Annotated in this window: 11 protein-coding genes and 1 pseudogene; 3 read left to right on the top strand and 9 right to left on the bottom strand. The window is 46.5% G+C overall.

From position 1 onward, the window contains the following. Positions 1-24: 24 nt before the first annotated feature. The 3 genes and pseudogenes from U5O15_07510 to U5O15_07500 form a co-directional block, all read right to left on the bottom strand. Positions 25-996 (bottom strand): thioredoxin-like domain-containing protein, encoded by a 972-nt coding sequence (locus U5O15_07510; protein ID MDZ7860497.1) that lies wholly within the window; start codon positions 994-996, stop codon positions 25-27. A 164-nt stretch (positions 997-1,160) separates the two neighbouring features. Continuing rightward, positions 1,161-1,970 (bottom strand): annotated as a pseudogene (locus tag U5O15_07505) (DUF1573 domain-containing protein). A 12-nt stretch (positions 1,971-1,982) separates the two neighbouring features. Then, the gene (locus U5O15_07500; protein MDZ7860496.1) at positions 1,983-2,213 is read right to left on the bottom strand and encodes a hypothetical protein; all 231 of its coding nucleotides are present in this window, start codon (positions 2,211-2,213) and stop codon (positions 1,983-1,985) included. 342 nt (positions 2,214-2,555) lie between these two features. On the opposite strand from U5O15_07500, the gene nadA reads away from it, so the two are divergent. Then, complete coding sequence (nadA, locus tag U5O15_07495) at positions 2,556-3,455, top strand: quinolinate synthase NadA (GenBank protein ID MDZ7860495.1); 900 nt, start codon at positions 2,556-2,558, stop codon at positions 3,453-3,455. A gap of 36 nt (positions 3,456-3,491) precedes the next feature. Here nadA and U5O15_07490 read toward each other — a convergent pair whose 3' ends face one another. From U5O15_07490 to U5O15_07470, 5 genes are all read right to left on the bottom strand, one after another. After that, the gene (locus U5O15_07490; GenBank protein MDZ7860494.1) at positions 3,492-4,952 is read right to left on the bottom strand and encodes a trimethylamine methyltransferase family protein; all 1,461 of its coding nucleotides are present in this window, start codon (positions 4,950-4,952) and stop codon (positions 3,492-3,494) included. Positions 4,953-5,002: 50 nt separating this feature from the next. Continuing rightward, a complete protein-coding gene (locus tag U5O15_07485; protein ID MDZ7860493.1) occupies positions 5,003-5,614 on the bottom strand; it encodes a hypothetical protein in 612 nt (203 codons plus the stop codon). A 12-nt stretch (positions 5,615-5,626) separates the two neighbouring features. Next, positions 5,627-6,532 carry a homocysteine S-methyltransferase family protein gene (locus U5O15_07480; protein ID MDZ7860492.1) on the bottom strand — a complete coding sequence of 302 codons (906 nt, stop codon included), beginning with the start codon at positions 6,530-6,532 and terminating at the stop codon, positions 5,627-5,629. Between the two features lie 28 nt (positions 6,533-6,560). Then, on the bottom strand, positions 6,561-7,208 hold the full coding sequence (locus tag U5O15_07475; protein MDZ7860491.1) for a corrinoid protein: 648 nt from the start codon (positions 7,206-7,208) through the stop codon (positions 6,561-6,563). Between the two features lie 134 nt (positions 7,209-7,342). Then, positions 7,343-9,025: a peptidase gene (locus U5O15_07470; GenBank protein MDZ7860490.1), complete on the bottom strand. Its 1,683-nt coding sequence runs from the start codon at positions 9,023-9,025 to the stop codon at positions 7,343-7,345. Between the two features lie 595 nt (positions 9,026-9,620). Between U5O15_07470 and U5O15_07465 the strand changes: the two genes are divergently transcribed. Next, complete coding sequence (locus tag U5O15_07465; GenBank protein ID MDZ7860489.1) at positions 9,621-10,862, top strand: M20 family metallo-hydrolase; 1,242 nt, start codon at positions 9,621-9,623, stop codon at positions 10,860-10,862. A gap of 165 nt (positions 10,863-11,027) precedes the next feature. Next, positions 11,028-12,335: a glycosyltransferase family 39 protein gene (locus U5O15_07460; protein ID MDZ7860488.1), complete on the top strand. Its 1,308-nt coding sequence runs from the start codon at positions 11,028-11,030 to the stop codon at positions 12,333-12,335. Here the strand turns inward: U5O15_07460 and hflX are convergent. Next, a complete protein-coding gene (hflX, locus tag U5O15_07455) occupies positions 12,332-13,645 on the bottom strand; it encodes a GTPase HflX (GenBank protein ID MDZ7860487.1) in 1,314 nt (437 codons plus the stop codon). The two genes, U5O15_07460 and hflX, sit on opposite strands and share 4 nt — an antisense overlap. Position 13,646: the final 1 nt, after the last annotated feature.

The raw sequence follows: 13,646 nt of genomic DNA, 5'->3' as shown, positions 1-13,646 counted from the left end.
GAATAACGGACGTTTGTTGTTTTCCTATTCCTTACCTAAACCTTTTCTGACAGCTTCTTCCAGCTCATCTCCCCTCATATTTTTGGCTATTATCGCGCCGTCGGTTCCTATAAGAAAGGTTGATGGAATAGAGTTCACAGCGTATATTCCGGCAATCGGAGCCTTCCAATATCCTCCGAATATCTGCCGCCAGCTTATATCATTTTCTTTGATATACCCCTTTAACTTATCAATATCTTTGTCGAGTGAAATACCTATGATTTCAAAACCCTGATCGTGATACTTATTATAGGTCTTTATTACATTCGGCATTTCGATCATACAGGGCTGGCACCAGGTTGCCCAGAAATCAAGAAGAACCACTTTTCCCTTAAACTCCTTCAGCGATATATTTTCGCCGGAAATATCCCTGGTTGTATCCGGAAAAGAAATAGCGGGAGATCCTACAGTAAGTTTTTTAAGTGTCTCTATTCTCTCCAGGTCGTTGCGCGCCGCCGCGAGCATTTTTTCATCTGATCCTTCCGCCTCCCCGGCTATTTTTTTTAGAAGTTCTTCCGCCTTATCAAAATCCTCGTTTTTCAGGTAGGCTTTGGACAAAAACCAGCGCGCCGCCTTTATATTATCTTCTGACAGGGTTATATCACCTTCTAATGTCATCTTAAACTGCTCTATAGCCTTTTTGCTATTCCCGACACCTAAATAGATCTGCCCTATACCCATTCTTGCCTGCACCGCTTCGGGACTGTCGGGATATTTTTCTATAAACTCAGCGAGCTTTTCTTCTGAAAACTCCGCCGCCTGCTCAGGCTCCATAGTCCGGTTTTTACTCCTTATAGCAGTCACGACCTTTTGAAATTCTTCCCCGGCTGATGATTCAGAGCTCACCTCTTTCTGATCCCCGGAATCGGCCGCCATAGATAGACCCGGATTAATCAACATAACTACCGAGGCAAATATAAGAAGTGGTTTTAAATAGTTTATGATTCTCTTGTTCATTCCATTTCCTTTACCAAGTTTAAAAATAACAACTGAAAACTTACAGCCTCTGCTCAAAAAAGGGTTGACCTGCATCGATTGACCGGAAGGCATTTTACGCTTTAGAGTTCGAAGAAATTACGACTTGTCCGAATACTCCCGTCCGGCAGCCGACAGAGCGTTCCCTAATCTTTTCCTGCGGGCATAACTCTCACGCTTCCAAGAATTTCAACCTTGATTTCTTCATAGTTTTCATAATTGGTAAAAAATGTCAGATATCCGTGATATTCTCCCGTTTCACTCTCCGGCCTTATAGTAAGTTTACAGCGGTACATTTTTCCGGGCCTGACTTCTTTGACATTTGTTACTATATCTTCTCTACTCGGAACGACCTTGAGAATTTTTAAAGAGTCGCCCCTCATAGCTACAATTCTTACCAGTTTGTTGAAACTTCTGGTTGTCCCTTCGGGAATCAACATCTCGGGCAGAATCAGCCTTTCCGGATACGCTCTTACTTCGGCGTTGATTACTACCCTTACATTAATATTCTTTTCCTTTACCTTATCAAAATCTGTTTTGAGAATAAAAGCTCCGGCATAGGTTCCCGGCTCAAACGGTTCTTTATCGTCAAAAACTATAGCGTATTTCTTTCCCTTTTCGATCTCTTCGAGCTGGACTCCGAGTTTTTCCTTAAGGGCTTCGTCGGCGCTCTCATCCCAGTATAAATCCTCTATATGAACGGGCTCTACAAGCAGGTTCGTAACGATAGTCTTGAGCTTGAGGTTTTCACCCATAAACCCCGTTATCGAAACAGGTCTTGAGAGTTTGAATATCGTTTTTATATTGCCTTTTACTTTCAGCCGCACCTGTTTATTCTCAGGGTCATTCGTATATACCGTAAAACTCTTGTTAAAATAACCGCTGAAACTTCTTGTATTGATTACTGTCTTTATTTTTCCTTCCTCCCCGGGAAGGATGACCTTATCATAATCGGCCGCGGAACATCCTCAACCGGCTTTAACTCTGTTAATATGCAGCTCTCCCTGGCCGTGGTTCTCCACGATAAAATCATAAGTCACATTTTTTTCTTCATATACTTCTCCTACATCAACTTCCCTCTCTTGAACATAGAAGACGGGGTTGTCCGATTTCTCATCCGCGCAGAAAGCAGCCGAAAAGGAAGTAAAAACAAGAACCGCGGCCGCTGAAAAAACGGATAATTTAATAAAAAACTTCATCTAATCCTCCAGTAATAAAAACAGCCCCCTCCCGATATTTCAAACCTGCGGGAACGGGACAATATTCCAGTATTTGAATTCTATCCGGCATCCGTTATTATCATACCAAACTATATTCCGGCATACCCATTACTTATTATAAACAAATCGCGGCCGATAATTCCATAAAAATCTTCTTTTTCTTTTTTTCTCATCCTGTGCTTTCTCTACAATGAAACATTAAAAACATCTGTTCAAACGGAAAAATTGAGAATTTGTTCTTGTAAATCAACACTTAATATCTTTTAATCTCCGTGACCTGTCAGCTGCCGGCGAACATTTTGCCTGAAAGGAATATCAGTAATGATTAAAGAAGAAATTCTCGATCTGAAGAAGAAAAAAGGCGTCAGCATCCTCGCACACAACTATCAGATTCCCGAGATTCAGGACATAGCGGACCATATGGGAGATTCTCTCGCTTTAAGCCGCAGAGCCAGGGATCTTGACGCGGATATTATTATTTTCTGCGGCGTACTGTTTATGGCCGAAACCGCGGCTATTCTGTCGCCGGATAAAAAAATTATTATTCCCGACCCCAAAGCCGGATGCCCTCTCGCGGATATGGTGACGCCTGAAGCCCTCCGGAAACTGAAACTGAAGCATCCCGACGCGGTTGTAGTAACTTATGTTAACTCTACCGCTGAAGTTAAGGCGGAAACCGATATATGCTGCACGTCGGCAAACGCGCTTGAAGTGGTAAATTCAATCCCCAAAAGCAGGGAAATTATTTTCGGACCTGATAGAAATCTCGGCTCCTGGGTTTCCGCGCAGGCGGAACGGGACCTCATCCTCTGGGACGGGTACTGCATAGTTCACCAGATGTTTTCAGCTGACAGAATAAGGGAACTAAAAAAGGAGTATCCGGAATCCGTGGTTATGGTTCATCCCGAGGTTCCGCCCGAAATTATAAAGGAATCAGATGTCGTTCTCGGCACCGGGGGCATGATACGTTTCGCCGGAGACAGCGACTCGGACACATTTATTGTCGGAACGGAAACTGGCATGGTCTACCGGTTGAAAACGATCTACCCCGGCAAGAATTTCATTCCGGCTTTTTCCGGCGCTGTCTGCAGGAACATGAAGAAAATTACACCGGAAAAACTTCTTCTTTCGCTTAAAACCTTAGGGCCTGTCGTTACCGTGCCCGAGAAGATCGCCCGAGGAGCCAGAAACGCTATCGAAAAAATGATGGAAATCAAATAAGTCTTCCCGTCACTTCTCTTCTTTAAAATTCCCCGCTCAATCCCGCAATTCCGGAAGGTTGTCCATTCCGCTTTTTTCCGCTTCCCGCGTCATAATTTCTTCTATGGCCCTGGATTTTTCCTCTTCGAGCGGAACAGGCCGGTGGGATCTGAGGATTTCCTTCACTCTTTCCGAAGCTCTCTCTATTATATCCCCTTCGCTGACATCACCTTCACTATCCCCCATGGTCCGGTCGATAACACTGTCTGGAAAATATGTTACCTCGCGGTAGAATTTCAGGGTGTTTTCAAGTGACAGGAATGTCTTTTTCCTTATCCCCTCTTCAATAATCTCTTTCGCGCTTCCCGAGCCATCTATTCTAATGCCTTCCCTTAATCTCTTCGCCATCATGCAGACCTCATGGTCCAGCACGAGTTTTTCCATGCTCTGGCAGGTCTGGAAGTTATGCATTCCCGGACCCGAAACATTATTTACTCCGCTGAAAGCCGCGATAACCGCGCTCATTGCCGTCTCCATACCCGCCTGATAGTCAACGGCCTTTGAGTCGCTCAGAGCCATATAGGCGTGCGACGGCAACCCCAGACATTCAGCAATTTGAGCCGCGGCTCCGCCTATAATCTGTGTTTCAACAGCTCCCATCGGCGTCGTTCCTTTCCTCATATCGAAACATGCCGGAGACCCTCCGTATATAACCGGAGCGCCGGGCGCGGCAATTTGATTGATCACTATGCCGCTTAGATTTTCCGCGCACTGCTGAGTGATCGTCCCCGCCAGAGTAACGGGGGAAGTGGCTCCTGCAAGAGGCATTGGAACGATTTGAGCCGGAATCCCCGCCCTGGCGCAATCTACCAGATTGCCGGCAGTCAGGTCACTCCACAAAAGAGGCGATGTAGGACAGCAGTCAAAAACCGCGATTGGCCCGGCCCTTAATTCTTTTTCTCCCCCGGCAGCCGCCCTCAGCATATCATTCATAGGTTCAAAGCCGTCGAGGCTGAATGTTCCGGTAACCACGGGTTTTGGGGAAAACTTCAGCGCTAAGTAGAGTCTGTATCTGTCGGCTATCGCCTGCGGCACATCGCCCGGCACAAGAGCTGTGCTTTGGGCATCGTAAGCCTCGAGGTAATCCGTAAGTATGGCAAATCTTACCAGGTCTCCGCTGTCAGGCACCTCCGTCCTGTTTGAACCATGCCGAAGTATCTGAACGGCCGAGGACCCCGGATTAAAATTTAGACTACTTCCGCCGAGATCCATCGCGGGTTTTCCCAGCCTGTTATAAACAGTTACTCTTTCCGGCGCGGATTCTACCGCGTTTCTTACCACATCTTCCGGCATAAAGGCTCTGAAATCGCAGGTTCTTATCCCTGCGTCACTTACGATGGACAGAACTTCTTCATTCTCTATATACACGCCCGTTTCGGCGAGGATAACTATAGCTTCTCCTATTATACGTTCGACATCTTCATCTTCGAGCCAGTTAATTCGGGTTGGCCGTTTCATATTTTACTCTTAAAAGCGTTGAAGGTTAATTATTGTTTTAAGCTGAGATCCTAAAGTTTTTCCAGATAATTTTTGCCTCTTAATCTTACCGGCGTTTCCGAAATATGTATCGCGAAAGTTGTCGATTTCCGCGGAGACATCATCATGCTCTTTTTCAGGGCAACTCCAATTCTGTCCGGACGTAAAAGTTCAAAGAGGTTTTTCTGATTACTTATCTTCCATTCTCCGTACCCGGGACTCGCGCGCGGCGATGTTTTTTCCCCGTCTTTTCCGGCAATCTCTGAAATTATATTTTCGATATAGTCCGCTACCTCTTCGACCGCCACGGATCCGGCTGAATCCAGCAGCACAGCTTCCAATATCACGCCTTCTCTGGAAAGAGCAGTCACTTCCGCCTCCAAATCTTTCCCTATTGTACAGGCGGAAAAAGCCATTTTCCCGAGTGAGTCGAAGATATCTGTTCCACCGAGGTTCTTGCCCTCCGTGATTACATACATGCCTCTTGGCTCTACGAGTTTAGACGCCAAATCAAGGGCCTTTTCGATTCTTTCCTCGAGCCCCTTTCCCTTCCAGCTTTCAATCCTGCCCATATTGCCGAGAGTTTTGAAAAGTTCCGTTTCCTTGATTTCTATCTCTATATTATCGTATATAACCGGCTTCATGTATTCTCCGGGCTAAGCTCCTGAACCTTCCAGTTTTCTCCTGATCAATCTGATAAACTCCGGAGTAGTACCGCAGCATCCCCCGACGGCATCCGCTCCGGCTGACACTATTTTTTCTATGTCTTTCGCGAAACTTTCAGGTAACTGCCTGTAAAGCGTTTTCTTTCCCTCCAGAACAGGCTGCCCGGCGTTTGGCTGAAAAAGAAGAGGGGTTTTTGTCTGTGATCTCATCTCCCGCGCCAATTCTATCATCTTGCTGCTCGACAGAGTGCAGTTAGCTCCAATCATGTCGGCGCCTTCCTCCGCCAGGACTTCTGCTGCTTCACGGGGCGTGTTTCCCATAAGTGTAAAGTGTCCTTTTGGTTTCCTGCTGAAAGTCAACTCCACCACGACAGGCTTGTCGGAAACCTCTTTCACGCCCCTCAGGGCCTCCACCGCTTCTCTAAGGTCGGTCATCGTTTCTATGAGAAAAAGATCTACCCCCCCCTGATCGAGTGCGCGGGCCTGCCGCGCGAAGTTTCCTCTCACCTCATCTTCTTTCATTTTTCCTACCGGCGGGAAGAACCCCCCCGCGGGACCGATGTCTCCCGCCACAAGGACACGTTTGTCTCCAGACCTCCTCCTGGCTTTACGCGCTAAAACCGCGGCCCTCCTGTTTGTTTCCTCCGGATCGAGCCCGGCTCCCTGCCTTGAAGAGGAAAGCTTTATTTCACTCGCCCCGAATGTGTCTGTCTGAATAACATCAGCGCCGGCGTCTATATATTCTGAATGTATTCTTATGAGGTCCTCTTCTCTGGAAAAAACCCAGCTTTCCGGTATTTCATCGCCCGCCATTCCCGCCGCCATCAGCATAGTCCCCATCGCCCCGTCAAAAATCAAGACTTTCTCGTCAAGCATCTTCTTCAAATCAAAGCTCATCGGGAATCCTCACGCCGGCCTTTTCTTCTCAGCCGCCGTTTATCAGTCTTTCTATCACCTCTACTGCCGCCACCGCGTCCTTGGCGTAACCGTCAGCTTCTATTTCGTCCGCCCACTTTCTGCTGCACGGCGCTCCCCCCACTATGACCCTGTATTTATCCTTTAGTCCGCGAACTTTAAGTTCTTCGACTATTTCACGCTGCTTCTGCATAGTTGTCGTAAGAAGCGCCGAAGAGGCGATACAGTCCGCTCCTCTTCTTTCCGCTTCTTCTATGAAGCTGTTCGCGTCTATATCAAACCCCAGATCATAGACTTCAAAACCTGTTGCCGACAGCATTGTCGCTACCAGTGTTTTTCCAATATCATGAATATCCCCTTCAACGGTGCCAATAACCACTCTCCCCTTATTACACCTCTTTGTCTGCTTATCCGCGAGCATGGGATTAAGAATAGACAGGGCCTTTTTTATAGCCTCGGCGCCCATCACGAGTTCGGGCAGGAAAAACGCGCCGTTTTCCCAGAGCCTCCCTACTTCCCTTATCCCCGGGACAAACCCCTTTTCTATTACGTCAATGGCCGGTTCTTTGTTGTCAATGGCTTCCTTGGCGAGTTTCAGGGCAAGTTCGCCGTCGCCGTCTATAACCGATTTTCTGCATTTATCATAAAACTCCTTCATCTTTCACCTCTGCTGATCTGCCCCGCCTTCCCCTTCCGCCCCCCCAAACTGTTAAGGGCCGGATGCCTGACAGCTATTTCCTGTATCCCCTGAAGGCCGACCAAACCCAGAGGTTGACATCCGGCCCGAATCTATCACTGATTTTCAGCCCCGAATTTATCCTCGATACTGTATTCGGGGATAATATCCACAGGTATCTCCTCAAGTTTCGAGAGAGATTCCTTTACGTCCTTCCCCATGGCGCCATACTTCTCGATTAAATCTCCGGCCGCTTGATAGGAGCCGCGCGCCTGTATCATAAGAAGCTCCCGCAGAAGCGACTCTACAGCACCCTTGATCTTTTCAAAGTCCACTTTCCAGCGCCCTGTATCATCATCGAGAATATAGGCTCCCTTTTCCCTGAAATAGTTAAACGCTATCATGTTCGCCCTGCCGTGAGATTCTTCAACACCGAACCTGACAGACCGAAAGAAGCCAGCGAGAAAAGTAACCGCCGCTTCTTTTTTCATTTCCTCCGGAAAGAGGCCCTCATTAATAAGATAATAGAAATTATACTCTCCGCCGACATCGGCTTTCGCTTCTTCAATAGCGGAATATCTCTCGCGGAGAACTTTGGCGACAGTCGTTTCAGTGCCGTCTTTGAGAACAATATTTCCGGGACCGAGCCCGTGTGTAAATTCGTGCAGAAGTATGTGGTTAAAATACCCATCGAATGTTACCTGCGATAACTGTTCCCTGTCTATGACCCGGCTTGCGATGGGCAGGAGTATTTTATCGAACTTGGCGTGGCATATATTGCGGAGCATGACCTTCTTACAGCCCTTTGCCTCGCGAACTCTCTCGTCATTAGGCAGATTAAACGCTAGTGTCTGTACTCCGGCTTTCGTATCTCCGGCCGCGAAAACTTCATCTACAACAGAGACGGGAGAAGACATTCCTCTTTCAAAATTCTTGTACTTGTCCTCTATCGGCAGGTTTTTTTCCATTTCGACAATATAGCTTTTCAGCTTCTCGAGTCTTTCGCTTTCTTCCGGATCCCTGACGCAGAGAAAGGCTTCAAAAGCAGCTTTATAATTAAAAAGTTTATCTTCATAAACTTCATAAGGCCCTATCGTAACATCCAGAATGTTGTTTTTTATATCCATCCAGGCCATGTTGCTTCGATAATACTCATCGCTCAAAAAAGCGTCCGCTCTTAATCTCAGAAACTTCTCCAGCGAGCTGTTTTCAGTCAAATCGGCCGCCTGCTTCAAATATCCAGCGGCTTTTTTAAGCAACTCTCCATACTGCTGTGAATAAGGAACCGCTTTAAGGCCGCCGTCTTTGTCCCTTCTTATAACAGTATATTTACTCTCAAAATCCTCTCTGTCTTTCGGGTGATTCCGAAGCCATAAATTGAATTCTTCTCTTGTCATATCCGCAGGATAAAAGGCGGCCCCTTCCGGTTTTGCTTTCTCTCCGAAAAAGGGTTTATCCACGTCCAATCTGTCCCACGGACCGAAATTAAGATTAAAAAAGCGAAGAAGATCTCTATCTCCCTTTTCCTTTAATATTTTCTCCAGTTCGACATTCCGCTCAGAAACCTGCCTGAGAAATATTCTGTCTATTACCTTGGCGGCCATATAAAGCTTCTCTAGAGCGGCCGTTTCTTCCTTACTTAGAAGTTCCCAAGGAACACCAACTTTTACCACGGCATATTTCTCAAGCCTTTTTTCAATATTGTTCTGTTTCATCTCTTTTTCACCATCCCCCTGTCCACATCCTGTCAAAACCGAAACCGCGCAAAAGATCAATCCCGCAATCAAGCGTCTGTACATTTTTGAACTCCTTCCCGTTTTTTTTTGGCTGATTAAAATCTTCCTGGTTTGGAAGATTCACATACTTTATCCGGCTCAACCCGCCTGATCAATCTGAAAATTCGTTTGCCGAGTTCATCACTGATTATTTAACCAGAACGGGGGCTTCAAAGTCAACTCAATTTTCCGGTGCTCCGGGGTGTTCTGAGAACACTCTCAGCCTGAAAGCCCTTGCCGGCATTTACCCTTACAGATTTACTTAGCGGCGATAGAAACTTTCTGTAAAAATGGGGTTTTAAGTCCTGTCGCCGGTACCGAGTGAATTCTAAGAAGATCCACTCTCGCGGACTACTCGGCCCTCTTATAAGTACGGCCCTTTCTGATGGAGAAAGGGGTTTTCTTTTACGGCCCCTGCCTGTCTCTGCTCTTTTCCCAACACTCCTTTTTTTCCCTGTGGAGCCGCCCTGTCAATAAAGAAACTTCCATATTTCCGCCGGCGCGCATGAAAGACCCTAAGACTAAGATAAAGAACTTGACCAGCCTCCTTACCGGTGTTAAGGATAGTTAGTAAAAGTTTTTCGCTGTTTAAGAATTTATTCTGTTAAGGGAGATGATCATGAACTCTGATAAACTGAATAAAATATACAAAAAGATAGAAAGCTATGAAGATGACATGATAGAGCTTCAAAGGGGGCTTGTCGCCATTCCGGCGCTAGGCCCCGACAATGACGGTGACGGGGAAACTGAGAAAGCGGAATTTCTTGAGAGCTGGATGAAAAAGGAGATAGGATTCGACCGGGTGGATCATTATGACGCGCCGGACGAGCGCGTCTCAGCCGGCACAAGGCCAAATATCGCCGCCATAATGAAAGGTAAGTCAAGCGAGAGAAAAATTTGGATAATGGCTCATATCGATGTAGTGCCCGCCGGAGATCTTGATAAATGGGAAACTGACCCGTTTACGCTTGAAGTCAAAGACGGGAAGATGTTTGGACGGGGCGTCGAAGACGACCATCAGGGCATTGTCCCTACACTTTTTGCCCTGAAAGCCATCCGCGAACTCGGCCTCCCGCTTCCCTTCGATGTCGCCCTGGCCCTTGTGTCGGATGAGGAAACAAGCAGTAAATACGGGATTGAATATCTACTTGAAAATTCCGACATTTTCGGAAAAGACGACTTTATTATTGTTCCCGATTCGGGAGACCCCGAGGGAAAAACTATTGAAGTCGCGGAAAAATCAATTCTCTGGCTGAAGATCAAGGTTTCGGGCAAATCATGTCACGCCTCGGAACCCGACAAGGGCATTAACGCGCACAGGGCGGCCGCCCATCTGACGTCACGTCTCGACAGGCGGCTCGCTGAAACCTATAACCAATCCGACGATCTCTTCGATCCGCCCGGCAACACCTTCGAACCCACAAAGAAAGAACCAAATGTCCCAAATGTCAATACTATACCCGGTGAAGACATCTTTTACATCGACATGCGGATTCTGCCCGGCATAGAACTTGACGATGTAAGAGAAACTGTGAGCGAAGTCGCCGCTGAGATCGAGGCGGAATTCGAAGTGGAGATATCTACAAGTATAGCTCAGAGCGATAAAGCCGCCCCCGCCACTCCTGCCGACGCGCCGGTGGCAGTCGCGCTGTCAAAGGCGATCAGAGAGGTAGGCAAAATCGAACCTGAGATCATCGGAATAGGGGGAGGAACCGTCGCGGCATTTTTCAGGCGTCACGGCTACAACGCTGTTGTATGGTCCAGCATTGCCGATGTCTGCCATCAGCCGAACGAATATCAGTTTGTGAAAAACATGGTTAATGACTCGAAGGTTCTTGCCAACCTGTTTCTGCAGGAATAGCCCCGCATAGAAAGGACGGTCTTTCTAAAAGGGTTTTTTATGTGAGAAAATGTTTTGAGGCGTTCTTTTTTCTACAAATCCGGGGCTTATTAATGTATAATATGATAAGGTATAACGGCCTGCGGCCGGACTGATAAAAGTACTTAAGGGGTGTTTTTTAATACTGTGAATCGTAATCTCTTAATTTTCCTTGTTCTTCTACTACTGGGATTTATCGCGTTCAGCCTTACTCTTAACAACGGCTTCTGGCATGATTTTGATTTCATAACCCTTCAAAGCAGCCTGGAGATGAGAGATGATCCCGCGGCAGCTTTCAACAGCACATATCCGTTCAAATTCCAGCCCCTTGTCTATTACGTTCATTTTCTTCTGTTTAAATTATTTCATTTTAATCCTCAAGGATATTTCATATTCAATATTCTTCTCCACGCCGTTAACTCATTTCTTGTTTATACCCTCGTCAACTCTCTGCTTCGCGACAGAAAGGTCGCGCTCCTTTCGGGCATTCTCTTTGTATTCACTGTCGGCAACTACGGAAAAGCCGTTATGATAGCATCCGGGTTTGAAGATCTTATGATTACCACGCTGACTCTGCTGACAATGCTGTTCTACTTTAAGAATGAATTAGAACGCGACGGAGAGATTCGTACTATTTGGTTTTTCCTCTCCGTTGTTTTCTTTATAGCTTCGATGTTTACAAAGAGCACCAGTTTTTCGATTCTAGGCTGTTTTCTCGCCTTTAATTTCTTCTTCCGCGACAGATCTGATATTAAAAAACCTGTTTTTAACCCCGGTTTTATCATTCTTATTTTCATTGTAGCGGCCGCGATAATTACAAAAGTTATCTTCTTTCGCTACAGCCCCGCTTTTTACTCTGAAAATCCGGGGGTTTTTAAATTCATCTATTACGCGGCGAAAAATGTTGTCAATTATATGGTCAGGATGATATTCCCCATTCATACATCTCACCTCGTCACCGCTTCCGGAAAAGCTGTAGTGTTGATATATAAGCTTGCCACAGAAATTCGTGTGTTGATCGTCCTTACAATCTTTTCCTATTCTTTCTTCGGGTTCATTTTCGGAAACCGCACAATCCGGTTCTTTATCGCGTGGACTTATATCATGATTCTTCCGTTCGCGTTCTTCCAGTTTCCCAGAGACTGGCTCAATATCCGCCATCTCTACCTGGTTTCCGTCGGTTTTGTGGCAGTTATATCTTCGGGAGCGGTTTATTGTTCACGGCTTGTCTCACACAGAAAATGGCAGCAGTTTATTCCGCTAATCGTCCCCCTTGCCTTCATCCTACTATCCCGGTTCATAGTTGTCCAGCTCGACAGGAGTTATGAAAACAAGGTAAATCATAAGGACGCCGCCGCCCAGAGAGAATCACTCGCGAAAAATTATGACGATGTTATTCTGGAAAACAACAAGCTCCGCTTTAAGGGAAAAGCCCAACACCCCGGCTCTTTCTAAACAACACTTAACAGCCTTACTCCGCGCTTTTTTTCAAGAACCGGCAGATAGGCCCTGTCTATTACGGCAGTCACTGTTATTGACCCTCCTGAAATTTCCCTTTGATCCACTTCGGCAACTCTTTCAATTAAATCGATAGTCTTTCCGTCTGACAGAGAAACCTTTGCTTCAATTTTAACTCTCCCACTTTTTGTGTGTCTTTCGATTTCTTTAAGTATTCTTCCAACACCCTCCCCCTTTAAGGCGCTTATTAAAACGGCCTCCGGGTATTCCCTTTTCAGTATGCGCTCCGACCCCATGTCGCCCAGGCGGTCTATCTTGTTAAAAATAAGCTTTGTGGGCACTTCCCGCTCCCCTTCTCCTTCTTTCGAGGCACGTTTGAATATACCGCCCAGAACATCGTTTACAACTTCGATTTCATCCTCGAACGACGGGCTCGAAACATCAACAACGTGGAGCAGCATGTCCGCTTCCTCTACATCAAGGAGAGTGCTTTTGAAGCTCGCCACAAGATAAGGCGGAAGCTTTCGTATGAATCCTACGGTGTCTGTTAACAAAACGGGGAAGTTTTTAATACCCTCTACCCTTCGGGTAGTGGAATCAATTGTGGAAAACAGTTTTTCGCTTCTATATATATCGCTTCCGGCAAGCCTGTTAAGTAGAGTTGATTTTCCCGCGTTTGTATATCCTACTATCGTTACATTGAAAAGTTTTTTTCTCTTTTTGCGTCTCTCGAACGTGCCCCGGGTTATCTTATCAAGCCCCTTTTCCAGATGGGATATTTTATCTCTCAGTCTTCTTCTGTCAACTTCAAGCTGTTTCTCGCCCGGCCCTCTGGTTCCGATCCCCCCCGCCTGCCTCGAAAGATGATCCCACATCCTTTTGAGTCTCGGCAGAGCGTAATTCAACTGGGCGATTTCCACCTGGAGCCGGGCCTGGCGGCTCCTTGCCCTTTTGGAAAAAATGTCAAGGATCAGTTCTGTTCTGTCAATGACGTTTACTTTCAGTATCTTCTCAATCTTCCCGGCCTGGCCGGGTGTAAGAGCATCATCAAAAATTACCAGATTTATCTCTTCCTCTTGGATTTTTCTTAGTATTTCCCGTAATTTGCCCTTGCCTACATATGTAGATCCGTCAACACGGGTTCTCTGCTGAATCACTGTGCCGGCAACATCAGCGCCGGCTGTTTCCGCGAGGGCCTTTAATTCCTCAAGATTTGCTTTTTCTCTGTCTAAACTTGACCCTGGAAGCCTTACGCCGATAAGCAACGCCCGTTCATCCGGGGAACCCGATGACCCATAAAAATCCATA

Source organism: Candidatus Krumholzibacteriota bacterium (genome assembly GCA_034520215.1).
GTDB lineage: Bacteria > Krumholzibacteriota > Krumholzibacteriia > Krumholzibacteriales > WJIX01 > JAGHBT01.
Note: the sequence above shows the minus strand (reverse complement) of the source record. Positions and strands in the feature narration are given on the sequence as shown.

Excerpts from the sequence above, each read along its gene's own strand:
- U5O15_07510 (MDZ7860497.1), bottom strand. The coding sequence starts at position 996 with ATGAACAAGAGAATCATAAACTATTTAAAACCACTTCTTATATTTGCC.
- U5O15_07500 (MDZ7860496.1), bottom strand. The coding sequence starts at position 2,213 with ATGAAGTTTTTTATTAAATTATCCGTTTTTTCAGCGGCCGCGGTTCTT.
- nadA (MDZ7860495.1), top strand. The coding sequence starts at position 2,556 with ATGATTAAAGAAGAAATTCTCGATCTGAAGAAGAAAAAAGGCGTCAGC.
- U5O15_07490 (MDZ7860494.1), bottom strand. The coding sequence starts at position 4,952 with ATGAAACGGCCAACCCGAATTAACTGGCTCGAAGATGAAGATGTCGAA.
- U5O15_07485 (MDZ7860493.1), bottom strand. The coding sequence starts at position 5,614 with ATGAAGCCGGTTATATACGATAATATAGAGATAGAAATCAAGGAAACG.
- U5O15_07480 (MDZ7860492.1), bottom strand. The coding sequence starts at position 6,532 with ATGAGCTTTGATTTGAAGAAGATGCTTGACGAGAAAGTCTTGATTTTT.
- U5O15_07475 (MDZ7860491.1), bottom strand. The coding sequence starts at position 7,208 with ATGAAGGAGTTTTATGATAAATGCAGAAAATCGGTTATAGACGGCGAC.
- U5O15_07470 (MDZ7860490.1), bottom strand. The coding sequence starts at position 9,025 with ATGTACAGACGCTTGATTGCGGGATTGATCTTTTGCGCGGTTTCGGTT.
- U5O15_07465 (MDZ7860489.1), top strand. The coding sequence starts at position 9,621 with ATGAACTCTGATAAACTGAATAAAATATACAAAAAGATAGAAAGCTAT.
- hflX (MDZ7860487.1), bottom strand. The coding sequence starts at position 13,645 with ATGGATTTTTATGGGTCATCGGGTTCCCCGGATGAACGGGCGTTGCTT.